The organism is Barrientosiimonas humi, assembly GCF_006716095.1.
Taxonomy (GTDB): Bacteria; Actinomycetota; Actinomycetes; order Actinomycetales; family Dermatophilaceae; genus Barrientosiimonas; species Barrientosiimonas humi.
Genome location: NZ_VFOK01000001.1, coordinates 684,618 through 707,568 on the forward strand (window position 1 = coordinate 684,618; position 22,951 = coordinate 707,568).

At 73.6% G+C, this 22,951-nt stretch carries 21 protein-coding genes; 17 read left to right on the forward strand and 4 right to left on the reverse strand.

From position 1 onward, the window contains the following. Positions 1 to 3: 3 nt before the first annotated feature. Positions 4 to 960: an electron transfer flavoprotein subunit alpha/FixB family protein gene (locus FB554_RS03280; RefSeq protein ID WP_142004617.1), complete on the forward strand. Its 957-nt coding sequence runs from the start codon at positions 4 to 6 to the stop codon at positions 958 to 960. A 682-nt stretch (positions 961 to 1,642) separates the two neighbouring features. Here FB554_RS03280 and FB554_RS03285 read toward each other — a convergent pair. Then, positions 1,643 to 2,842, reverse strand: a complete 1,200-nt coding sequence (locus tag FB554_RS03285; RefSeq protein ID WP_142004618.1) for a DUF4352 domain-containing protein — start codon at positions 2,840 to 2,842, stop codon at positions 1,643 to 1,645. Between the two features lie 117 nt (positions 2,843 to 2,959). Between FB554_RS03285 and FB554_RS03290 the strand changes: the two genes are divergently transcribed. Genes FB554_RS03290 through FB554_RS03315 form a run of 6 tightly spaced genes read left to right on the forward strand, consistent with a single transcriptional unit; the run spans position 2,960 to position 9,990 of the window. Beyond that, the gene (locus tag FB554_RS03290) at positions 2,960 to 4,159 is read left to right on the forward strand and encodes a cysteine desulfurase family protein (RefSeq protein WP_142004619.1); all 1,200 of its coding nucleotides are present in this window, start codon (positions 2,960 to 2,962) and stop codon (positions 4,157 to 4,159) included. Beyond that, positions 4,156 to 5,256 (forward strand): tRNA 2-thiouridine(34) synthase MnmA, encoded by a 1,101-nt coding sequence (mnmA, locus tag FB554_RS03295; RefSeq protein WP_142004620.1) that lies wholly within the window; start codon positions 4,156 to 4,158, stop codon positions 5,254 to 5,256. The genes FB554_RS03290 and mnmA overlap by 4 nt, the downstream gene beginning before the upstream one ends. Positions 5,257 to 5,303: 47 nt before the next feature. Further along, positions 5,304 to 6,242 carry a septum formation family protein gene (locus tag FB554_RS03300; RefSeq protein ID WP_142004621.1) on the forward strand — a complete coding sequence of 313 codons (939 nt, stop codon included), beginning with the start codon at positions 5,304 to 5,306 and terminating at the stop codon, positions 6,240 to 6,242. Between the two features lies 1 nt (position 6,243). Further along, positions 6,244 to 7,233: a uroporphyrinogen decarboxylase/cobalamine-independent methonine synthase family protein gene (locus FB554_RS03305; RefSeq protein ID WP_142004622.1), complete on the forward strand. Its 990-nt coding sequence runs from the start codon at positions 6,244 to 6,246 to the stop codon at positions 7,231 to 7,233. Positions 7,234 to 7,288: 55 nt separating this feature from the next. Continuing rightward, entirely contained in the window at positions 7,289 to 9,511 is a 2,223-nt protein-coding gene (gene ligA / locus FB554_RS03310; RefSeq protein WP_236022246.1) for an NAD-dependent DNA ligase LigA, read from the forward strand. Next, on the forward strand, positions 9,508 to 9,990 hold the full coding sequence (locus FB554_RS03315; RefSeq protein WP_211344521.1) for a mycothiol transferase: 483 nt from the start codon (positions 9,508 to 9,510) through the stop codon (positions 9,988 to 9,990). The genes ligA and FB554_RS03315 overlap by 4 nt, the downstream gene beginning before the upstream one ends. A 451-nt stretch (positions 9,991 to 10,441) precedes the next feature. Here the strand turns inward: FB554_RS03315 and FB554_RS03320 are convergent, their stop codons facing one another. Further along, positions 10,442 to 11,263, reverse strand: coding sequence for a hypothetical protein (locus FB554_RS03320; RefSeq protein ID WP_142004624.1), 822 nt, complete (start codon positions 11,261 to 11,263; stop codon positions 10,442 to 10,444). Positions 11,264 to 11,670: 407 nt separating this feature from the next. On the opposite strand from FB554_RS03320, the gene FB554_RS03325 reads away from it, so the two are divergent. The 6 genes from FB554_RS03325 (at position 11,671) to FB554_RS03350 (ending at position 17,278) form a co-directional block, all read left to right on the forward strand. Then, the gene (locus tag FB554_RS03325; RefSeq protein WP_142004625.1) at positions 11,671 to 12,237 is read left to right on the forward strand and encodes a DUF4333 domain-containing protein; all 567 of its coding nucleotides are present in this window, start codon (positions 11,671 to 11,673) and stop codon (positions 12,235 to 12,237) included. 76 nt (positions 12,238 to 12,313) lie between these two features. Next, positions 12,314 to 12,610 carry an Asp-tRNA(Asn)/Glu-tRNA(Gln) amidotransferase subunit GatC gene (gene gatC / locus FB554_RS03330; protein WP_142004626.1) on the forward strand — a complete coding sequence of 99 codons (297 nt, stop codon included), beginning with the start codon at positions 12,314 to 12,316 and terminating at the stop codon, positions 12,608 to 12,610. A 44-nt stretch (positions 12,611 to 12,654) separates the two neighbouring features. Beyond that, positions 12,655 to 14,175, forward strand: a complete 1,521-nt coding sequence (gene gatA, locus FB554_RS03335; protein WP_142004627.1) for an Asp-tRNA(Asn)/Glu-tRNA(Gln) amidotransferase subunit GatA — start codon at positions 12,655 to 12,657, stop codon at positions 14,173 to 14,175. Further along, positions 14,172 to 15,680 (forward strand): Asp-tRNA(Asn)/Glu-tRNA(Gln) amidotransferase subunit GatB, encoded by a 1,509-nt coding sequence (gene gatB / locus FB554_RS03340; RefSeq protein ID WP_142004628.1) that lies wholly within the window; start codon positions 14,172 to 14,174, stop codon positions 15,678 to 15,680. The genes gatA and gatB overlap by 4 nt, the downstream gene beginning before the upstream one ends. A 181-nt stretch (positions 15,681 to 15,861) precedes the next feature. Then, positions 15,862 to 16,545, forward strand: a complete 684-nt coding sequence (locus FB554_RS03345) for a hypothetical protein (protein WP_142004629.1) — start codon at positions 15,862 to 15,864, stop codon at positions 16,543 to 16,545. 4 nt (positions 16,546 to 16,549) lie between these two features. After that, positions 16,550 to 17,278: a class F sortase gene (locus FB554_RS03350; protein WP_236022247.1), complete on the forward strand. Its 729-nt coding sequence runs from the start codon at positions 16,550 to 16,552 to the stop codon at positions 17,276 to 17,278. Between the two features lie 28 nt (positions 17,279 to 17,306). Here FB554_RS03350 and FB554_RS17535 read toward each other — a convergent pair whose 3' ends face one another. Then, entirely contained in the window at positions 17,307 to 17,693 is a 387-nt protein-coding gene (locus FB554_RS17535) for a hypothetical protein (protein ID WP_236022248.1), read from the reverse strand. 1 nt (position 17,694) lies between these two features. On the opposite strand from FB554_RS17535, the gene FB554_RS17540 reads away from it, so the two are divergent. Beyond that, positions 17,695 to 18,138 carry a class F sortase gene (locus tag FB554_RS17540; RefSeq protein WP_236022249.1) on the forward strand — a complete coding sequence of 148 codons (444 nt, stop codon included), beginning with the start codon at positions 17,695 to 17,697 and terminating at the stop codon, positions 18,136 to 18,138. A gap of 213 nt (positions 18,139 to 18,351) precedes the next feature. Here FB554_RS17540 and FB554_RS03360 read toward each other — a convergent pair whose 3' ends face one another. Next, on the reverse strand, positions 18,352 to 19,527 hold the full coding sequence (locus FB554_RS03360) for a PQQ-dependent sugar dehydrogenase (RefSeq protein ID WP_142004631.1): 1,176 nt from the start codon (positions 19,525 to 19,527) through the stop codon (positions 18,352 to 18,354). A 58-nt stretch (positions 19,528 to 19,585) separates the two neighbouring features. Between FB554_RS03360 and FB554_RS03365 the strand changes: the two genes are divergently transcribed. The 3 genes from FB554_RS03365 to ilvD all read left to right on the forward strand — a co-directional run bounded on the left by FB554_RS03365 (position 19,586) and on the right by ilvD (position 22,866). Next, complete coding sequence (locus FB554_RS03365) at positions 19,586 to 20,509, forward strand: 2-hydroxyacid dehydrogenase (protein WP_142004632.1); 924 nt, start codon at positions 19,586 to 19,588, stop codon at positions 20,507 to 20,509. A gap of 16 nt (positions 20,510 to 20,525) precedes the next feature. Further along, on the forward strand, positions 20,526 to 21,062 hold the full coding sequence (locus FB554_RS03370; RefSeq protein WP_142004633.1) for a SixA phosphatase family protein: 537 nt from the start codon (positions 20,526 to 20,528) through the stop codon (positions 21,060 to 21,062). A gap of 118 nt (positions 21,063 to 21,180) precedes the next feature. Beyond that, entirely contained in the window at positions 21,181 to 22,866 is a 1,686-nt protein-coding gene (ilvD, locus tag FB554_RS03375; protein WP_142004634.1) for a dihydroxy-acid dehydratase, read from the forward strand. The last annotated feature ends 85 nt before the right edge of the window (positions 22,867 to 22,951 follow it).

Consider the following 22,951-nt stretch of genomic DNA (forward strand, 5'->3'; position numbering starts at 1 on the left):
TCCATGGCTGAAGTACTCGTCCTGGTCGACCACACCGACGGTGAGGTCAAGAAGACCACCGCAGAGCTGTTGACCATCGCCCGCCAGTTCGGCACTCCCGCAGCGGTTTTCGTCGGCAGCAACGTCGAGGCCGCCCGCCCGCGCCTCGCGCAGTTCGGCGCCGAGAAGGTCTACGTCATCGACAACGCCGACGTGTCCGACTACCTCGTGGCCCCGCTCGCCGAGGCCCTCGCGGCGGTCGTCGAGCAGTCCCAGCCCGCCGCGGTGCTGCTGCCCGCGACGCCGCACAACACCGAGGCCGGCGCCCGCCTGGCGATCAAGACCGGCTCCGGCCTGGTCACCGACGCCGTCGCGGTCGAGGGCTCCGAGGGCGCGCTCACCACGACCCAGTCGGTGTTCGCCGGGTCCTACACGCTCACCGGCAAGGTGAAGCAGGGCACGCCGATCATCACGGTCAAGCCCAACGTCGTCCCGCCGTCGGCCGCGCAGGCCAGCGCGACGGTGGTGCCGGTCGAGGTGTCCGTCAGCGACGGCGCCAAGACCGCCCGCATCACCGACCGCAAGGCCAAGGAGAAGAGCGGCCGTCCCGAGCTGACCGAGGCCGCGATCGTGGTCTCCGGCGGCCGCGGCACGGGCGGCGACTTCAGCCCGGTCGAGACGTTCGCCGACAGCCTCGGCGCCGCCGTCGGCGCCTCGCGCGCCGCGGTCGACTCGGGCTGGTACCCCCACTCCAGCCAGGTCGGCCAGACCGGCAAGCAGGTGTCGCCGCAGCTGTACGTCGCGTGCGGCATCTCCGGTGCCATCCAGCACCGCGCCGGCATGCAGACGTCCAAGACGATCGTCGCGATCAACAAGGACGAGGAGGCGCCGATCTTCGAGCTGGTCGACTTCGGTGTCGTCGGCGACCTGTTCACCGTGCTGCCGCAGGCCACCGAGGCCGTGCAGAAGGCTCGTTCCTGACGCGCTCTTCCACGCCAGCAGCGAGGCCCTCCGGTTCCGACCGGAGGGCCTCGCTGCGGCTAGCCGCAAGAGTCACGCTGGTCGAGCGCCCTGAGGAGCGCGAGGGACGAGCGCTCCCAAGGTGGTCGAGTAGGCCGAGCCGCTAGGCGAGGCCGTATCGAGACCCGTCACCTCGGTCTGCGGTCACCGAAAGGCGCCTGGAGGCGGGAGTGGGTGCCTGGTCGGCCCGGTCTGGCGGCTCGCGGTGGTGACGTTTCTGACAGAGCCCGACGTTGTTGACACGGACTGGCGTTGTTGACAGACCTGGGTGCTGTAGCAGCCCTTCGTGTCAACAACGCACTGCCGTGTCGAGATCGTGGGGTCGGGTCAGGAAGGACCCCGCCCAGGCTGGCCAGAAACTCCCAGACTGGTCGCGAGCTAACAGACGGGTCAGTTGCAACCGACCAGTTTGTTAGTTCGTGACCATTCTGGCGATGTACGCCGGCGGCGACTCGCGAGTCCGACGTCACCACAGGCGTACTCACGCCTCCCGGCGCCTTTCGGTCACCACTCGACAAGGTGACGTGGTCTCGATACGGGCTCCGCTGCGCTCCGCCCTACTCGACCAGCTTGGTGACGTGGTCTCGATACGGGCTCGCCTAGCGGCTCGCCCTACTCGGCCGACGTGCCGGGGCGGGGGTGACTAGCTGCTGGGGCTCGGCGCGGGCGTACCCGACCCGGTCGAGGGGGCAGGCGAGCTCGAGCCCGACGGCGCCGAGGACGACGGCGCCGACGAGGACCCGCTGGGCCTGGGCTTCGGGGCCGGCTTGGGGTAGGGCGGGTTCTCGTTCTTGTTGTAGAACGCCGCGTCACCGGTGTTGGAGGTCGCCCGCGAGCGGTAGATCACCTGCAGGTCCTTCAGGTCCGACGCCGAGCCCTTCGGGGCCCAGAAGATCAGCGTGTACGTCCGCGTCTGGCCCGCGGGGACCAGGTCGCTGGAGAGGTTCTCGCCCTCGGTGCCGAGCTGGCTGTAGCCGCACAGGTTGTTCTTGCCGTCGACCATCTGGAACATGTTGCGCTCGACGAACGCGACCGAGCCCACGGCCTCGACCTTCACGGTGACCTCGAGGCCGTCGACGTTGTTGGGGTGGCGGTCGCTCGGCTCCAACGTCTTCGGCCGGGGGTGGCTGACCGCGACCCGGACCGCGCCGGTGCGGGGGTCGCCGATCGTGTCGCGCTCGCCACCGAAGGAGGTGCGCTCGACACCGTCCTCCAGACCCATCGGGCTCGGCTTGTTGCTGCAGGTCGTGGCGCTCACGGACTTGGGGGCCGTGCCCTCGGAGGACCACTTGGCCGCCGCGGTGCGCGAGCTGGGGTCGCCGACGTAGACCACGGAGTACTCGGACAGGTCGGCGTCGTCGGGCACCAGGAAGCCCACGGTCCCGGTGACCGACTTGCGCTCGTCGATCTCGCTCACCGCGAGCGGCGAGGGCAGTGCGCTCGTGCGCGGGCGGGTGCACTGCTTGCCCTGCGGGTCGACCAGCACGAACGAGTCGGGACTCACCGCGAAGACACCGTTGGTCAGCACGCTCGCGTGCACCTTCAGCTGCGCCACGGCCCAGCCCCGCGCGCCGCTGGACACCTTGGTGAGGGTCGGCTCCGAGGTCTGCACGCCGACCGACTCGTCCTGGTCGACCTTGGCGACCGAGTCGTACGCCTGGGTCGTGCCCGTGAACTTCGGCGCCGCCGGGCCGTCGCACCCGGTGAGGGTCGGGCGGGCCGAGGAGGAGGGGGCGTCGCTGCGCGAGTCGGACGCGGAGTCGTCGGACGAGCACGCGCTCAGCGCGGTCGCCAGCGAGACGGCGGCGATCACCGGGAGGACGCGGCGGGGAGCAGGACGCATGAAGGCACCTTGGCTGGGGGAGCGGGCGAGGGACAGTGTGACAAACCCCGTGGTCGGGAGCGAAACCTCGTCCGGTGGCCGGGCCGGGCCGTCGGTGCCCCGACGTACCATCGACGAGTGCCTTCCCAGCCCGTCTATCTCGACCACGCCGCCACCACCGCGGTGCTGCCCGACGTGGTCGCCGAGGTCTCCGCGCAGCTGAGCACCCTCGGCAACGCCTCGTCGCTGCACGCCCAGGGCCGGGCCGTGCGCCGGGTGGTCGAGGAGTCGCGCGAGCGCATCGCGACCGCGCTGGACGCCCGCCCGTCGGAGGTGGTGTTCACCTCCGGCGGCACCGAGTCCGACAACATCGCCGTGCTCGGCGCCCACCGGGCCCGCCGGGGCGCCGACCCGGCCCGCGACCGGCTCGTGGTCAGCACCGTCGAGCACCACGCGGTGCTCGACGCGGTCGAGCACCTGGTCAAGCACGAGGGCGCCCGGGTGACCTGGCTCGAGGTCGACGAGACCGGCCGGGTCGACCCCGCGGCGCTGACCGACGCGCTCACCGGTGGCGACGTCACCGTCGCCAGCGTCATGTGGGCCAACAACGAGGTCGGCACGGTGCAGCCGGTCGCCGAGCTCGCGAGCGCCGCCCACGCGGCGGGCGTGCCGCTGCACACCGACGCCGTGCAGGCCGTCGGTCAGGTGCCGGTGTCGTTCGCCTCCTCCGGCGTCGACCTGCTGAGCATCACCGGCCACAAGCTCGGCGGCCCGGTCGGGGTGGGCGCGCTGCTCGCCCGGCGCGACGCGACCGTCGAGCCGCTGTCGTACGGCGGTGGCCAGGAGCGTCAGCTGCGCTCGGGCACGCTCAACGCACCCGGCATCGCCGGCCTGGCGCTCGCGGTCGAGCGGGCCGTCGCCGAGCAGGAGCAGCACGCCCGGCGGCTGGCCGCGCTGCGCGACCGGCTCGTCGCGGGCGCGCTGGCGCTCGACCTCGGCATCACGGTGAGCGGTGCGTACGCCCCGGGCGAGGTCACCCGGCGGCTGCCCGGCAACGCCCACCTGGTCGTGCCCGGGTGCGAGGGCGACTCGCTGCTCTACCTGCTCGACGCGGCCGGTGTCGCGGCCTCCACGGGTTCGGCGTGCACCGCCGGGGTGCCCCAGCCGAGCCACGTGCTGCTCGCGATGGGACTGCCCGAGCAGGCGGCCCGCGGCGCCCTGCGCCTGACGCTCGGTCACCCCTCCACCGAGGCCGACGTCGACCGCTTCCTGCAGGTGCTGCCCGGGGCGGTGGAGCGCGCCCGCAAGGCCTCGTCGGCATCGCGGGGTGCCTCGTGAGGATCGTCGCCGCGATGAGCGGCGGGGTCGACTCGGCCGTCGCCGCCGCCCGCATGCTCGACGCCGGCCACGACGTCGTCGGGGTGCACCTGGCGCTGTCGCAGTCGGCCGCCACGCTGCGCGAGTCGGCCCGCGGCTGCTGCACGATCGAGGACGCCGGCGACGCGCGCCGGGTGGCCGACCGGCTCGGCATCCCGTTCTACGTCTGGGACATGGCCGAGCGGTTCCGCGCCGACGTGGTCGACGACTTCGTGTCGGAGTACCAGGCGGGTCGCACCCCCAACCCGTGCCTGCGCTGCAACGAGCGCATCAAGTTCGCCGGGCTGCTCGACAAGGCGCTCGCGCTCGGCTTCGACGGGGTGGCGACGGGTCACTACGCGCAGATCGTCGAGACGCCGCAGGGGCGCGAGCTGCACCGCGCCGTCGACCCCGCCAAGGACCAGTCCTACGTCCTCGGCGTGCTCACCGCCGACCAGCTCGCCGCCGCGCACTTCCCGCTCGGCGACACCACCAAGCCGCAGATCCGGGCCGAGGCGGCCGAGCGCGGCTTCGCCGTGGCCAAGAAGCCCGACAGCCACGACATCTGCTTCATCGCCGACGGCGACACCCGCGGCTGGCTGACCGAGCGGCTCGGCGAGCAGCCCGGGCCGATCGTCGACACCGACGGCGAGGTCGTGGGCGAGCACGCGGGGGCCTACGGCTACACCGTCGGTCAGCGGCGCGGCCTCGGCCTGAAGGTGCCGCGGGCCGACCACGCCAAGCGCTACGTCGTCGGCGTCGAGCCGCAGCGCCGCACCGTCGTCGTCGGCACGGCCGACCTGCTGGGGGTCGACCTGATCGAGGCCGACCGGCTGCGGTGGTGCGGTGCTGCGCCCGAGGGTGAGCAGGCGTACGGCGTGCAGCTGCGGGCGCACGGCGAGGAGCTGCCCGGCCGGGCCCGGGTCGACGAGCAGGGGCGGCTCGTGGTGCGGCTCGCGGAGCGCACCCGCGGCGTCGCCCCCGGCCAGTCCGTGGTGCTGTACGCCGGCACCCGCGTCGTCGGGTCCGGCACCATCACCGGCGCCCGCCGCGCGGACCGCGATGCCTCGGAGTCGTGAGCGCGCCGCACTAGTCTGAGCGCAGACTTCGCTCAGGGAGGGATCGCATGAAGCCTCGTCAGACCTTCGGCGCCGTGGTGGTCGCCGTGCTCCTGCTGTTCACCGCGGCCTGCGGCAACGACGACGGCCCGACGGTGTCGGCGCCGTCGGCCACCCCGACCTCCTCGGCGCCGAGCGCGAGCCCGACCTCCGACCCCGGCCCGGTCGCCTCGGCGAGCACCGCCCAGCCGACGACGCCCAGCAGCAGCTCGACGTCGGCGCGCCCGACGCCCCCGAGCCAGCCGTACAAGGTCGGGCAGTGCCTCGGCCCGAAGCCGGGCTACACCCAGACGTCGTGCTCGCAGCCGCACACCTACGAGGTGTTCAGCGTGCGCAACGACTCGCGCGACTCCGGCGACCTCGTCAAGCGCGCCGCGTGGAAGACCGCGACCTGCAACCAGGACGGCGCCGGCTTCTTCGGCAGCCAGTCCTTCCTGCTGTCCCGCCTCGACGCGATCCCGCTCCCCGACGCGGCCATCAGCAAGCCGGACGCCGAGATCGTCTGTGTCGCTTATGAGTTCCGCGAGTCGCTGAGCGGTCTGGTCACCAACACCGGCTCGCTGAAGAACAAGCTCAAGGGCGACGGGTTCTACAGCTACAACGTCTGCACCAAGGGGCGCCCGAGCACCAGCGACGACGTCGAGGTCGTCTCGTGCAAGGAGCCGCACTCGGCAGAGGCGACGGGGGCCAAGCTCAACGGCAAGCCCGGCGACACCTTCCCCGGCAGCGACAAGGTCCAGTCCCAGGCCGTGAAGTTCTGCCTGCCGCTCGGCCAGAAGTTCCTCGGCGGGAAGCGCTCGGACATCATCGCCTCGCAGAACTCCGGCGGCAGCGCTCCCTGGTCGCGCGGGCTGATGGTGACCGGCTGCTTCGTCGAGGTGACCAACGGCACGGTCAAGAAGTCGTTGCGCGGCATCGGCAACAAGCCGCTCGACTCCTACCGCTGAGGTGCCGCGCGCGAGCGGGGTCGGGTCGTGGCCCGGACTGCAGATCACCGAGGCAGTCCGTCAGGTCCGTGACCTGCTCGTCGTCGAGCAGGGGCTGCCCTACCTTCCCGAGCTGCCCGCCCGCGGGCCCGGCGCCGACCTGGTCGGGCGCAGCGCCGGGCTGCTCGTCGAGCTGCCGGTCGACCTGCAGCCGTCGGGCTGGCGGCTGACCGACGCACCGGGGCGCGACGTGCGCCGGGCGCGCTCGCTGCTCGGTGAGGACCTCGACGCGCTCGCCGAGGCGTACGACGGTTTCGCTGGCGAGCTCAAGGTCCAGGTCGCCGGCCCGTGGACGCTCGCCGCGTCGATCTTCCTGCCGCGCGGCGAGCGGGCGGTCCACGACCCCGGGGCGGGCCGCGACCTCGCGGCGAGCCTGGCCGAGGGGGTGCGCGACCACCTCGCCGCCCTGGCCCGGCTGGTGCCCGGCGCTCGCTGGGTGCTGCAGGTCGACGAGCCGGCGCTGCCCGGGGTGCTCGGCGGCGTGCTGCCGACCGCCTCCGGGCTCGGGGTGCTGCCGGCGATCGAGCCCGACGTGGTCCGCGCCGGGCTCACCGAGGTGCTGGCGGCCGCGGCCGAGCGCGCCACGACCGTCGTGCACTGCTGCGCCCCCGACGTGCCCGTCGAGCTGCTGCGCGCGGCCGGGGCCGACGCCGTCTCGATCGACACCAGCCTGCTGGACCGCCCCGGCTGGGAGGAGCTGGGCGCGGTGGTCGAGCGCGGGGCGACCGCGTGGGCCGGCATCGTGCCGACCGACGCCACCGCGCCCCGTCCCGACGACCTGCTGCGCCCGCTGCTCGGCGCCTGGGAGTCGCTGGGCCTCGGCGACGACCGGCTCGACGCGGCCGTCCTGACCCCCGCCTGCGGCCTCGCGGGGGCGACCCCGCGCCAGGCGCTCGACCTGCAGCGGGCCGCTGTCGCGGCCGCCGACCTGCTGGCCGAGCGGCTCGCCTGACCCGCGGCGCACCGGGTGCTGTCGGCCTGTCGGTGCCGTGCGCCAGGATGAGCGGGTGAGCGAAACGTCCGTGCCCGAGGCCGACCCCGACGCCGCTGCCACCCAGCCGCCCGACGACGTCCGCCACACCTGGGCCGACCTGGCCGAGCAGCTGCGCGCCCACCAGTTCGCCTATCACGTCAAGGACGCGCCGACGATCAGCGACGGCGAGTACGACGCGCTCTACCGCGAGCTCGACCGGCTCGAGCAGGACTACCCCTCGCTGCGCACGCCCGACAGCCCGACGCAGCAGGTCGGCGGCGCGACGTTCAGCACCGACTTCGCCGCGGTCACCCACCGCGAGCGGATGCTCAGCCTCGACAACGTGTTCAGCCCCGAGGAGCTCGACGGCTGGCTCGAGCGCGTCGAGCGCGAGACCGGCGGCGCCACCGTGCACTACCTGTGCGAGCTCAAGATCGACGGACTGGCCATCAACCTGCTGTACGACCGCGGTCGCCTCGTGCGCGCCGCCACCCGCGGCGACGGCACCACCGGCGAGGACGTCACCCAGAACGTCCGCACCATCGAGGGCATCCCGCACCAGCTGCGCGGCGACGACGTGCCCGAGCTGGTCGAGGTGCGCGGCGAGGTGTTCATGTCGATGAGCGACTTCGAGCAGCTCAACGCCGAGCTGGTCGAGGCCGGCAAGCCGCCGTTCGCCAACCCGCGCAACACCGCCGCCGGCTCGCTGCGGCAGAAAGACCCCCGGGTCACCGCCCGCCGCGCGCTGCGCATGCTGGTGCACGGCATCGGCGCCCGCACCGGCTTCGACATCACCCGCCAGTCCCAGGCGTACGACCTGCTGCGCGAGTGGGGCCTGCCGGTCTCGACCCACTCCAAGGTCGTCAGCAAGCCGGCGCAGGTGCAGAAGTTCGTGCGCGACGCCGGCGCCGACCGGCACGCCGTCGAGCACGAGCTCGACGGGGTCGTGGTCAAGGTCGACGAGGTGCCGCTGCAGCGTGCGCTGGGGTCGACCTCGCGCGCGCCCCGGTGGGCGATCGCGTACAAGTACCCGCCCGAGGAGGTCAACACCACGCTGCTCGACATCGCGGTCAACGTCGGACGCACCGGGCGCGTGACGCCGTACGCCGTGATGGAGCCGGTGGTCGTCGCCGGGTCCACGGTCAGCCAGGCCACGCTGCACAACGCCTCCGAGGTCGAGCGCAAGGGCGTGCTCATCGGCGACACGGTGGTGCTGCGCAAGGCGGGCGACGTGATCCCCGAGGTGCTGGGGCCGGTGGCCGACCTGCGCGACGGGTCCGAGCGCCCGTTCGTCATGCCCACCGAGTGCCCCGCGTGCGGCACCCCGCTCGCCTACGAGAAGGAGGGCGACAAGGACATCCGCTGCCCCAACTCGCGCAGCTGCCCGGCGCAGCTGCGCGAGCGGCTGTTCGGGCTCGCCGGCCGCGGCGCGTTCGACATCGAGGCGCTCGGCTGGGAGGGGTCGATCGCGCTGCTGGAGTCGGGGGTGCTCACCGACGAGTCGACGCTGTTCGACCTCACCCGCGACGACCTGATCCGGGTCCCGCTCTACACCCGCGCCGCCCGCAAGTCCGACGACCCCGACCAGGTCGTCGACGGGCGCACCCTGTCCGCCGGCGGCGTCGCCCTGCTCGACAACCTGGCCCACGCCAAGGAGCAGCCGCTGTGGCGGGTGCTCGTCGGGCTGTCGATCCGTCACGTCGGGCCGACCGTGGCCCGGCTGCTGGCGACCGAGTTCGGGTCGATGGACGCGCTGCGCGCCGCCGACGCCGAACGCATCTCGGCCACCGACGGGGTCGGCCCGGTCATCGGCGAGGCCGTCGAGCAGTGGTTCGCCGTCGACTGGCACCGCGAGCTGGTCGACCGGTGGGCGGCGGCCGGGGTGCGGATGGCCGACGAGCGCGACGAGTCGGTGGCCCGCACGCTCGAGGGGCTCACCGTCGTCGTCACCGGCTCGCTCGAGGGGTTCTCCCGCGACGAGAGCAAGGAGGCGATCATCGCCCGCGGCGGCAAGGCGTCCGGCTCGGTGAGCAAGAAGACCGACTACGTCGTCGTCGGCGCCAACGCCGGCTCCAAGGCCGACAAGGCCGAGCAGCTGAAGGTCCCGGTGCTCGACGAGGAGCAGTTCGTCGAGCTGCTCGAGACCGGCCGGGTCGAGGGTGTGACGCCCGAGCCCGAGGGTGACGGCGAGGGCGCGGCCGACGACGGCGAGGCGGCGGAGCAACGCGGTGGCGACGACGCGGGGGAGGCGTCGTGAACGGGGGACCGGCGGTGCCGCTCGACGACGTGCGCACCCACGTGGACCGGGCGCTGCGCGGCATGGCCGCGACCCTGCGTGACCTGGGCGACGACCTGGCCAACGTGCGGCCCGACCTGCCCGGCGCTAACAGCCCGTACGCCATCGTCACCCACTGCCTCGGCGTCATGGAGTTCTGGGGCGGGCAGGTGCTGGCCGACCGGGTCGTCGAGCGCGACCGCGAGGCGGAGTTCGTGGCCACCGGTGCGGTGGCGCCGCTGCTGGAGCGCATGGAACAGCAACGCGCCCGCTTCGAGCGCGACCTCGCCGGCTTCGACGGCGCTGCGCCCCCGCGCGGCCCGATCCCCGACCGCGACCAGGCCGACATGCCCGAGTTCACCGCCACCCAGGGCGGCGTGCTGCTGCACGTCCTCGAGGAGCTCGTCCAGCACCGCGGCCAGCTCGACGTGACCGCCGACCTGGTCCGCCCCCGCACCTGACCCGACCGCGGCCCCCGATTTCTCAGCGCAGGCCTCCCACGCCCCGCCCCGTCACGCGGGGGCGGTCCACCGCCGGGGGGTGCGCTCAGCCGCACGATCCAGCGGTGGTCCGCGAGGGCGTACGTCATTTCCCCCGGTATCAGCGCTTGTGACGGGTCCACACGTCCACGGCCCGTCACAACCCCCGGTATCGGCGCTCGTGACGGGCGGGTACGCCTGGGGCGCGTCATTTCCCCCGGTATCGGCGCTTGTGACAGGTCCACGCGCCTGGGGCACGTCACAACCCCCGGTATCGGCGCTTGTGACGGGCGGGTACGCCTGGGGCGCGTCGTTTCCCCCGATATCGGCGCTACTGACAGGTCCACACGTCAGCAGCCCGTCACAACCCCCGGTATCGGCGCTTGCGACGGGCGCGTGCGTCCACGCCCCGTCACGACCCCCGGTATCGGGGTCAGCGGCGGGGGAGCGGGGCGCTCACCGCACGCGCGGGCGGGCCTCCGGAGCGGCGGCGGTCCAGCTCGGCGTCGAGCGCGCGCAGGCCGCCCTCGGTGAGCAGGTGGTTGGCGAGGACGTACTCCCCGAGCTGCTGCGAGGGGTTGCTGCCGAACGGGACGGCCAGCGCCTCCGACGCCTGCCGGAACTTGCTGGCCAGCCAGCCCTCCGACTTGGCGGCGCCGAGCCACTGGCCGCAGGTGCGCAGCAGCACGCCGCGCGGCACGGTGTAGCTCGGGTCCTTCATCCGTCCGCGGCGCAGCAGCACCGCCGCGAGCGCCGCGGCCACCTGCCAGTCCTGGCCCGCCGGGGGCGACTGGATCGAGGCGACGTTCCACCCGGTCGTCACGGTCGAGGCCGGGTCGGCCGCAGCCGGCGCCCCGGATGCTCCGGCAGCCCCGGGCGCGGCACCACCGGACCGGGGGAGGTGCTGCTGCCGGTCGGGGTTGACCACCACGGTGGCCTGCGCGCCGGTCGAGGTGTGCAGCAGCAGCTGGACCGGCGGGCGGAACGTCGCCTCCTCGCCGTCCTCGAGGCTGCCGGCCACCCGGCCGTCGGCACGCTTGACCTCCAGGGTCCCCTGCCGCTGCTGGCAGCGCACGTGCACCAGCCCGCCGGTCTCGGCCCGCAGCTCGAACGCCGAGCGCGACACCCGGCTCGAGGTGGACACCACCACGGTCCCTTCGTGCCCGGCACGGCCGAACACCAACGTCTCGCCCTCGCGCAGCGGCAGCTCCTCCTGCCCTCCGTCGCGCCGCAGCACCACCAGTCCGATCGTCACGGGTTCCCTCTCCGCCGTACGTCTGCCGCCGCTCTCCGCGAGAGCATCCTCTCGTTCCGTGGCCAGACTCGCCCCGCAACGCGTCTACTCAGTGTTACCGCACCCGGTGAGGGGAGCCCGGGAGCGGGTGACGGCGAGCAGTCGGCGCAGCCGAGTCGTCTGGGTCTGTCGGGGGGCGACCCAGCCGGCCCAGGCGCCGGGGTTCGCCGGCGGCCGTGGGGGCGGCCGCCGCGCCGGTCGGGCCGGCGGGGTCATGTGGCGGCCCCACCGGCCGGGCCGGCGCCGACAGCGTCCGCCAGGGCACGCGCCGCCGCCGTCCACAGCCTCGCGACTTCCGCCCGCACGCGCGCCCCCGACCTGCCATCCTTCGCTCACGCTCGACGGTCGGGCGCCGCGAAGGGGGATCGATGAGCACCCAGGACGACCCGTACGCCGCGCCGGGCCAGGCGTCCGACCCGGCCGTCCCGCCGCCGCAGCCGGCCGCCCCGAGCGGGCCGACGGCGTACGCCCAGCCGCAGCCGGCGTACGCCCAGCCGCAGCCGACGTACGCCTATCCCACGCCGGGATACGGCGGCGCCAGCGGCTCGGGCCGCGGGCTGGCCGTCGCCGCACTGGTGGTCGCGGTGCTCGCGCTGGTCGCAGCGGGCGTCGCCCTCGTGGTCGTGCTGCTCGCGCTGTTCCCGGGCGACCCCGGGCCGTACGGCCCCTACGACGAGGCCATCACCGGCACCCTGGCCCAGGCCGAGGCCGGCCAGCCGTACGCCGGTGCCGACCTGGCCGACGAGGTCGCCCGGGCGTTCGACACCTACTACGGGCCGGACTCGATCAGCGGCACGACCTGCCCCGACCTGCCCTCGGTGAGCGAGGGGGAGAGCGTCACCTGCACCGCGACGGTGCTCGACGTGCCGTCCGACCTCGAGGTGGTGCTCACCGACGACCGGGGCCACTTCGAGGTGCTGGAGTCTCCGTCCTGAGGGCCGAACGGGCCGCCGGCGAGGGCCGCGGCACCGCCCCGAGCCGGGGCCGCGCGGCCGCTCTAGACTGACCCGCATGTCCACGCTCTCCCGCGACGACGTCGCGCACGTCGCCATGCTCGCCCGGATCCAGCTCTCCGACGAGGAGCTGGACCACCTGGCGGGGCAGCTGGACCAGATCGTCGGCTTCGTCGCGAGCGTCAGCGAGGTCGCTGCCGCCGACGTGCCGCCGATGTCGCACCCGCTGCCGCTGCGCAACGTCACCCGGCCCGACGAGGTGCGCCCGAGCCTGTCCGCCGAGGAGGCGCTCGCCGCCGCCCCCGCGCAGGACCTGCAGCGCTTCGAGGTGCCGCGCATCCTCGACGAGGACTGACCGGCCACCGCTCCGCCACCCGCACCCCGCACCGAAGGACCCACGTGACCAGCGACCCCACCCGGCTGTCCGCGGCCGAGCTCGCCGACCGGTTGGCCGCCGGCGAGCTCAGCTCGGTCGAGATCACCCAGGCGCACCTCGACCGCATCGACGCGGTCGACCCCAAGGTCCACGCCTACCTGCACGTCGACCGCGACGGGGCGCTCGCCCAGGCCGCCGAGGCCGACCGGCGCCGCTCCGCGGGCGAGGACGTGGCCGCGCTCACCGGCGTGCCGATCGCGGTCAAGGACGTCGTCACCACCAAGGGCCTGCCCACCACCGCGGGGTCGCGCATCCTGCAGGGCTGGATCCCGCCGTACGACGCCACGCTGGTCACCCGCCTGAAGCAGGCCGGCATGCCGATCCTCGGCAAGACCAACATGGACGAGTTCGCGATGGGCTCCTCCACCGAGCACTCGGCCTACGGCCCGACGCGCAACCCGTGGGACCTCGAGCGCATCCCGGGCGGCTCCGGCGGCGGGTCGGCGGCCGCGGTCGGCGCCCACCTGGCGCCCCTGGCGATCGGCACCGACACCGGCGGCTCGATCCGCCAGCCTGCCTCGGTGACGGGCACGGTCGGGGCCAAGCCGACGTACGGCGGGGTGTCGCGCTACGGCCTCATCGCCCTGGCGTCCTCGCTGGACCAGGCCGGCCCGTGCACCCGCACGGTGCTCGACTCGGCCCTGCTGCACGAGGTCATCGGCGGGCACGACCCGATGGACTCCACCTCCATCGACGCGCCCGTGCCACCGGTCGTCGAGGCCGCGCGCCGCGCCGACGTGACGGGGCTGCGCATCGGCATCGTGCGCGAGCTGACCGGCGACGGCTACGCGCCCGACGTGCAGCGCCGGTTCGACGAGTCGGTCGCGCTGCTCACCGACCGTGGCGCCGAGATCGTCGAGGTCTCCTGCCCGCACTTCGAGCAGGCGCTCGCGGCCTACTACCTGATCCTGCCGAGCGAGGCGTCCTCCAACCTCGCCAAGTTCGACGCCATGCGCTACGGCCTGCGGGTCGGTCCCGAGGGGGTCGAGCGGCCCAGCGCCGAGCAGGTCATGGCGGCCACCCGTGACGCCGGTTTCGGCGACGAGGTCAAGCGCCGGGTCATCCTCGGCACGTACGCCCTGTCGGCCGGCTACTACGACGCCTACTACGGCCAGGCCCAGAAGGTGCGCACCCTCGTGGCGCGCGACTTCGCGGCCGCGTTCGAGCAGGCCGACGTGCTGGTCAGCCCGACCGCGCCCACCACGGCGTTCCGGCTCGGCGACAAGCTCGACGACCCGATGGCGATGTACCGCAACGACATCGCGACCATCCCGGCCAACCTCGCCGGCATCCCGGGGCTGTCCGTCCCCGCCGGGCTCGGTGACGACGGGCTCCCCGTCGGGTTCCAGGTGCTGGCCCCGGCCACGCGCGACGAGCTGATGTACGGCGTCGGCGCGGCCCTCGAGGCCGCGCTGCTGCAGGAGTGGGGCGGGCCGCTGCTCGACCGGGCGCCCGCGCTGGAGACGATGGAGGTCGCCCGATGAGCACCGCAACCACCGACGCCGTCGTGCCGTTCGACGAGGCCGTGCAGACGTACGACCCGGTGATGGGCCTCGAGGTGCACGTCGAGCTCGGCACCGCCACCAAGATGTTCTGCGGGTGCGCCACGACGTTCGGCGCCGAGCCCAACACGCAGGTGTGCCCGGTCTGCCTCGGTCTGCCCGGCGCGCTGCCCGTGGTCAACGCGACCGCGGTGGAGTCGGCCATCCGCATCGGCCTGGCCCTGCACTGCGACATCGCCGAGTGGTGCCGCTTCGCCCGGAAGAACTACTTCTACCCGGACATGCCGAAGAACTTCCAGACCAGCCAGTACGACGAGCCGATCGCCTTCGACGGCTACCTCGACGTCGAGCTGGACGACGGCGAGGTCTTCCGCGTCGAGATCGAGCGCGCGCACATGGAGGAGGACACCGGCAAGTCGTTGCACGTGGGCGGCTCGACCGGTCGCATCCAGGGCGCGGCCTACTCGCTGGTCGACTACAACCGGGCCGGCATCCCGTTGATCGAGATCGTCACCCGGCCGATCGTCGGCGCGGGGGAGCGCGCGCCGGAGGTGGCGCGGGCGTACGTCGCGACGCTGCGCGACCTGCTCAAGGCGCTCGGGGTCAGCGACGTGAAGATGGAGCAGGGCTCGATGCGCTGCGACGCCAACGTCTCGCTCAAGCCGAAGGGCGCCGAGCGGCTCGGCACCCGCACCGAGACCAAGAACGTCAACTCGCTGCGCTCGGTCGAGCGGGCGGTGCGCTACGAGATCTGCCGGCACGCGGCCGTGCTCGAGGCCGGCGACAGCATCACTCAGGAGACGCGGCACTGGCACGAGGACACCGGCGTCACGACGTCGGGCCGGCCCAAGTCCGACGCCGACGACTACCGCTACTTCCCCGAGCCCGACCTGGTGCCGGTGGCGCCGCCGCGCGAGGACGTCGAGCGGCTGCGCGCGACCCTGCCCGAGCCGCCGGCCGAGCGGCGCAAGCGACTCCAATCCGCTTGGGGTTACAGCGATCTCGAGATGCGCGACGTCATCAACGCGGGTGCCGTGGAGATCATCGAGGAGACCGTGGCCGCGGGTGCGAGCCCGGCCGCGGCGCGCAAGTGGTGGAGCGGTGAGCTGGCCCGCCGGGCCAACGCCGAGGGCAAGGCGGTCACCGACTTCGGCGTACGTCCGCGCGACGTCGCCGAGCTCGACGGCCTGGTCACCTCGGGCCGGCTCAACGACTCCATGGCGCGCCAGGTGCTCGACGGCGTGGTCGCCGGGGAGGGCACGCCCACCCAGGTCGCCGACGCGCGCGGGCTCGAGCTGGTGCAGGACGACGGGGCGCTGGAGGCCGCCGTCGACCAGGTCGTCGCCGACAACCCCGACGTCGCGCAGAAGGTGCGCGACGGCAAGGTGCAGGCGGTCGGGGCCCTCATCGGCCAGGTCATGAAGGCGATGAAGGGTCAGGCCGACGCCGCCAAGGTGCGCGAGCTGCTGCTGCAGCGGCTGGGCTGAGCGGACGACGTTCTCCCGCCGTTCATCCCGGAGGGCCTGGCAACCCACCGGGGCCTGTCGTAGTCTGGCGGCACGCGCGGGGGGTCGTGCGCGTTTGCCGAGGGAGCAACCGCTGGAATCTCGATCCCCCGATGCCTGGGCACCTGAGAGTCAGGAGCCCAGTCACCTGAGAGGTGTGAGTATGAAGACCACGACGCCGCACCGTCGCCTGGGTCTGGCCGCTGCTGTCGCGCTGAGCGGGGGGATGCTGTTCGCCGGCGTCTCGACCGCCACCGCGGCCACGAGCGGCAACCTGGAGACCAAGGGCCCGCTCTACTACTGCGAGGATGGCTACCCCCAGATGGTGGTCTACGTCCGGCCGACCAAGACGGACGAGAACGTGTCCTACAGCAGCAGCCCCGACCGCGGTGACGGTCAGTGGAAGCTGTCGGCCGGTGACAGCTACGGCCAGGTCTACAGCAACGGCTCCACGTTCGCGGGCTACTCCGGGACCATCACGTTCAAGGGCTCCGAGACCGACAGCTCGCTGACGGTCAAGGTCAACATCCCCGAGCGGTGTGGTGACCTGCCCAAGGAGCGTCCGGAGTCCGGCTGGGAGGGCACCGCCGTGCAGCCCACCTCGGTCCCGACCTCGAGCACCTCCAGCTCGTCGTCGAGCTCGAGCAGCTCCAGCTCGTCGTCGACCTCGAGCAGCTCCACGACCGCGAGCCCGACCTCCACCGACTCGCCGACCGGCCCGCCCGTGCAGACCGGTTACGAGCCCAAGGACAGCAGCAACGCCGGGGCCCTCGCGCTGATCGGCATGCTGGCTGCCGGCGCTGCCGTCACCGGCACCGCCGCGACCCGTCGACTGGGCGGTCGCTGATCCGATGCGTCGATCTCTGACGGCGGCGGCCGTGCTCATGACCACCGGGCTCCTGGCCGGATGCGCCAGCGACCCCGCGGCCAACGAGTCCGGGCCGTCGCCGTCAGGGTCGAACGGCATCCCGACCTCGGTGCCGGGCGGGGGCAGCACGCCCACCGGCGGCACCCCCACCGGCGGCACCCCCACGGGCGGGACCCCGACCGGTTCCGCCGGCGAGAGCGACCCGCAGGCGGCCAGCACCGGCGTCAACGGCGCGGCGCCCGAGGCGTCGGCCCCGGGCGGCAAGACCAAGGCGGCCGCGAGCGCGCCCGCGCAGCTGCAGATGCCGACCATCGGCTTCGACAAGGCCGTCACCAAGCTCGGCCTCAACGCCAAGGGCGAGATCAACCCGCCGGCCGGCGTCGTGCAGTGGTACGACAAGTCCGTCTCTCCCGGTCAGCCCGGGATCTCGGTCATCGCCGGGCACGTGCTCTACAACGGCCCCGACGTGTTCTACAAGCTCGACGACCTCAACGCCGGTGACGTCGTCACGGTGACCTACGGCAGCGGCGCGAAGAAGAAGTTCCGCGTCTACGCCGAGGAGGCCATCAGCAAGAAGGACCTGCAGAAGGACCCGCGGGTCTGGGGCTCGTCGGCGACTCCCGTCCTCGCGCTGATCACCTGCGACTCCGCGTCGCGGGTGGTCAACAACCGCCACACCGACAACTACGTCGTGTGGGCCAAACCGATCTGATCCGAGGGGGATTCGGCATGCGTCGCGGTTACGTCGCGCTGCCGGCCGCGCTCTGCGCTGCCGCGTTGGTGCTGACCGGGTGCGGTGAGTCCGATCCGCAGGCGCAGCAGACGCGCTCCGCGGCACCGAGCCCGTCCGACACCCCGACGAGCACGCCCACGACGGCGACGAGCTCGTCCTCGTCCAGCTCGAGCAGCTCGTCCTCGTCCAGCTCGAGCAGCACCTCCTCGTCGTCCTCGACGTCGTCGGACCCGTCCTCCAGCAGCACGTCCTCGACGACGACCTCGCGCTCCACCAGCCCGACCGCGTCCCGCACCCCGCGCAGCTCGACGAACAGCCCCGACGGCAGCGCGACCAAGACCGAGCGTCCCTCGGCCGGCAGCGGCGACTCCGGCGGCGGCTCCGACGCCCGCACCGTGCGCACCGGGCGCCCGACCCGGCTGCAGATGCCCTCGCTCGGCTTCGACCAGCCGGTGCGCGCCATGGGCCTGAACAACGGCGCGATCAACCCGCCGCCGCACGTCGTGCAGTGGTACACCGGCTCCGTCCGCCCCGGGTCGACCGGAATCTCGGTCATCGCCGGCCACGTAGCGCCCTACGGCGGCCGGGCCGGGATCTTCTCCCGGCTCAACGACCTCTCGATCGGCGACACCGTCACCATCGGCTACGCCGGCGGCGGCGAGCGCAGCTTCCGCGTCTATGCCAAGGACGCCGTCGGCAAGACCGAGCTGCAGCGCGACTCGCGCGTGTGGGGCTCCTCGTCCCGCCCGGTGATCGCCCTGATCACCTGCGACTCCTCCGCCCCGTCGCGCGGCGGTCACAGCACCCGCAACTACGTCGTCTGGGCTTCGCCTGTGTGATTTCTTGTCGCGGCTCCTCCTCCGGCGGCCCGTCGCAAGCTCCGGTCCGCCGGCATCGTCGCCGCGACCTCGTGAGCTGAACCGTCGGAGTGAATGCAGGGCCGGGGGGCCAGCGTCGGCAACTCCTCCGGCAAAGGGATCAAGGTCGCGGCGACGATGCCGGCAGGCGCGCAGCGAAGCAAGCGGCTGCCGGAGGAGGAGCCGAGACAAAAATCATGCAGGAACCCAGGAAACAATGCGGTCGTCGCCGGGGCGGGGGTCGCCGCGGAAGGTGTTGCTGCTCATCACCCACAGGCGCCCGTCGGGGCCGACGGTGACGGTGCGCACCCGGCCCAGGTCGGGGGTGCCGGCGCGGGCGGGGGTGCCGGGCCGGCCGTCGGTGAGCGGCACCCGCCAGACCCGTTCGCCCCGGAGCGCGGCGACGTACGCCGCGCCGTCCCGACCGATCGCGAGTCCGCTGGGGGAGGCCTCGTCGGGCGACCAGGTGACCAGCGGGTCGACCAGCCCGCTGCGGCCGCCGCGACCCTCCACCGTGGGCCAGCCGTAGTTCTGGCCCGCCCGGATCAGGTTGAGCTCGTCGAAGGTGTCCTGCCCGAACTCGGTCGCGAACATCCGCCCGTCGGCGTCCCACGCCAGGCCCTGCACGTTGCGGTGGCCGAGCGACCACACGGGGGAGCCGGGGAAGGGGTTGCCGGCGGGCGGGCGCCCCTCCTGGTCGATGCGCAGGATCTTGCCGCCGAGGCTGGCCCGGTCCTGCGAGCGGCCGGTCTCGCCGGCGTCGCCGGTGCCGACGTACAGCTGGCGGTCGGGTCCGAACGCCAACCGGCCGCCGTTGTGCACCGACGCCTTCGGGATGCCGGACAGGACGACCCTGTCGGGCCGCAGCGCCGACCCGTCCCAGGTGAAGCGCTCGATGCGGTTGTCCTCGGCGGCGGTGTAGTAGACGAACACCCGGCGGTCGGTCGCGAACGCGGGGGAGACCGCGATGCCGAGCAGCCCCGCCTCGCCCTCCGGCCGCACCGCGCCGATGGTGGCGACGGTGCGCGGCGCCTGGCCCGAGCGCAGCTGCACCACCTGGCCGCGGTCGCGCAGCGTGACCAGGGCCGACCCGTCGGGCAGGAAGGCCAGCCCCCACGGGACGTCCAGCCCGGTGGCGACGGTCTGCGGCGGCCCGGTCGGTACGCCCGTGCCGGGGGCGGCGCTGCTCGCACCACCCGGGGTGGCCGGCCCCTGCGTGGGCGCCGGGGAGGTGGCCGACCAGGTGGCCGGGCCCGAGGTCGCCGGTGGCGAGGAGGATCCCTCCTGCGGGCCGGAGGAACAGGCGGCCAGCAGCGCCAGCGACCCGGCGGACAGGCAGGCGGTGAGGCGTCGGCGGCGGAGGGTGTCCATGGGCCATTCAACCTCGCCCGCCGGTGCGGCGGGGGCGCAGCGGGCCTACCGTGCACCCATGGCTGTGGTCTCGATCCCCGACCCGCGCTGGGTCGACGCGCTGTCCGACGTGCCCGGTGTCGAGCTGGTGGAGTGGGACATGAAGTCCCCGCCGCCGCGCCCGGACATCGAGGTGGTGGTGCCGCCCTACATGTCCTCGCCCACGCGGCTCGAGCACCTGGCGGCGCTGCCCGAGCTCCAGGCGGTGCAGCTGGTGACCGCGGGCTACGACCACGCACTGCCCTACCTGCCCGACGGTGTACGCCTCGCCAACGGCGCCGGCATCCACGACACGTCCACGGCCGAGCTGGCCCTCGCGCTCGTCCTCGCCGCGCAGCGGGGCATCCCGGACTTCGTGCGGGCGCAGGAGCGCGGTGAGTGGCTGCGCGCGGCCGGCCGCCCCTCGCTCGCCGACCGCCGCGTGCTGGTGGTGGGTTACGGGTCGGTCGGGCGGGCGATCGTACGCCGGCTGCTGGCGTTCGAGACCGACGTCACCGTGGTCGCGTCGCGGGCGCGGGAGGGCGACGATCTGGTCGAGCGGGTGCACGGCATCGACGAGCTGTCGACGCTGGCGCCCCGGGCCGAGATCCTGGTGCTGATCGTGCCGCTGACCGACGACACCCGCGGCCTGGTCGACGCCGAGCTGCTGGCGCGGCTGCCCGAGCAGGCCCTGGTGGTCAACGTCGCGCGCGGACCCGTGGTCGACACCGACGCCCTGGTCGAGGCGTGCCGGGACGGGCGGGTGCGCGCCGCGCTCGACGTCACCGACCCCGAGCCGCTGCCCGAGGACCACCCGCTGTGGAGCACGCCCGGCGTGCTGATCAGCCCGCACGTCGGCGGCGCCTCGACGGCGTTCGAGCCGCGCGCGCTGGACTTCCTGCGTGAGCAGCTGGGGGCGCACGCCCGCGGCGAGGGCCTCACCCACGTGGTGCACCCGCGATGACTGCCAGGATGGGCCCATGAACGACGCGCCCACCCGCACCCTCGTCCTGCTCCGGCACGCCAAGGCCGAGGACTCCAGCACCGCGCAGACCGACCACGAGCGCGCCCTGAGCCCCCGCGGCCGCGCCGACGCGGCCGCCGCCGGCGAGTGGCTCAAGGAGCAGGAGATCGCGCCGACGCTCGTGCTGTGCAGCACTGCGCTGCGCACCCGCGAGACCTGGGCGGCGGTGTCGGAGACCAGCGGCTTCGGCGGCCTGGTCGAGCACGAGCGGCGCATCTACAACGCCCCCGTCGAGCAGCTGCTGCAGGTGGTCCAGGGCGCCGACGACGACGCCCGCGTGGTCGCGCTCGTCGGCCACTCGCCCGGCGTGCCCGGTCTCGCCGCGACGCTCGCCGGCGAGGGCAGCGACGCCGACGCGCTGCGCACCCTCCAGGAGGGGTATCCGACCTGTACGATCGCGGTGCTGGAGATCACGGGAGACTGGGCCGACCTGGCTCCCGGCAGCGCGCGCCTGCTCGCGGTGCACACCGCGCGCGACGGCGCCGAGGCGTGACCACCGAGGCGTGACCACCGAGGCCTGACCCCGCGTCCACGGCCCCGGCCGGCCGCCCACGCTGACCACATCCCGGGAGCGGCGTCCCACCCAGCGGACACGATCGTACGATCAGGGCATGACCAGCACGCCCGACATCAAGCCCCGCAGCCGCGACGTCACCGACGGTCTCGAGAAGGCCGCGGCACGCGGGATGCTCCGCGCGGTCGGCCTCGGCGACGAGGACTTCGCCAAGCCGCAGATCGGCGTCGCGAGCTCGTGGAACGAGATCACCCCGTGCAACCTGTCGCTGGACCGGCTGGCCGGCGCGGTCAAGAACGGCGTGCACGCGGCGGGTGGCTACCCGTTGGAGTTCGGGACGATCTCGGTCAGCGACGGCATCTCGATGGGGCACGAGGGGATGCACTTCTCGCTCGTGTCGCGCGAGGTCATCGCCGACTCGGTCGAGACGGTGATGAGCGCCGAGCGGCTCGATGGCTCGGTGCTGCTGGCCGGCTGCGACAAGTCGCTGCCGGGCATGCTCATGGCCGCCGCGCGGCTCGACCTGGCCTCGGTGTTCCTCTACGCCGGCTCGATCCTGCCCGGCAACGTCGACGGCCGCGACGTGACGATCATCGACGCCTTCGAGGCGGTCGGCGCCTGCCTCGCCGGCAAGATCAGCCGCGAGGAGGTCGACAAGGTCGAGCGCGCGATCTGTCCGGGCGAGGGCGCCTGCGGCGGTGCGTACACCGCGAACACCATGGCCGCCGTCTCCGAGGCGCTCGGGCTCGCCCTGCCCGGCAGCTCCGCGCCGCCGGCGGTCGACCGGCGCCGCGACGGCTTCGCCCACCGCTCGGGCGAGGCCGTGGTCGAGATGCTGCGCCAGGGCATCACCGCCCGCCAGATCCTGACCAAGGAGGCGTTCGAGAACGCCATCGCCGTCGCCATGGCGCTCGGCGGCTCCACCAACGCCGTGCTGCACCTGCTGGCCATCGCCAACGAGGCCGAGGTCGAGCTGACCCTCGACGACTTCACCCGCATCGGCGCCAAGGTGCCGCACCTCGCCGACATGAAGCCGTTCGGTCGCTACGTCTGGGTCGACTTCGACCGCGTCGGCGGCATCCCGGTGATCATGAAGGCGCTGCTCGACGCCGGCCTGATGCACGGCGACGTGCTGACCGTGACCGGCCGCACCATGGCCGAGAACATCGCCGAGCTCGACCCGCCGGCGCTCGACGGCCGCGTGGTGCGCACCCTCTCCGAGCCGATCCACAAGACCGGCGGCCTGACCATCCTCAAGGGCAGCCTCGCGCCCGAGGGCGCGGTCGTGAAGTCGGCCGGCTTCGACGCCGACGTGTTCGACGGCACCGCACGGGTCTTCGACGGCGAGCGGGCCGCGATGGACGCCGTCGAGGCCAACTCGCTCAAGCCGGGCGACGTCGTCGTCATCCGCTACGAGGGACCCAAGGGCGGCCCCGGCATGCGCGAGATGCTCGCGGTCACCGGTGCCATCAAGGGCGCCGGGCTCGGCAAGGACGTGCTGCTGCTCACCGACGGCCGGTTCTCCGGCGGCACCACCGGGCTGTGCGTGGGGCACGTGGCGCCGGAGGCGGTCGACGAGGGGCCGATCGCGTACGTCCGCGACGGCGACCCGATCCGGCTCGACGTGGCGAACGCCCGGCTCGACCTGCTGGTCGACGAGGAGGAGCTGCAGCGGCGGCGCGCCGAGGGCGTGCAGCACCCCGAGGCGAAGTACTCCCGCGGCGTGCTGGCGAAGTACCGCGCGCTGGTGCGCAGCGCGAGCGTGGGCGCCGTCACCGGCTGACCCGCCGCGGAGGGTCTCGCCGCGCCCCGAGGAATGCCCGCGGCGCGCTGCGACGTTGGGGCTGTCGCGGGCGCAGGAGAGGGGC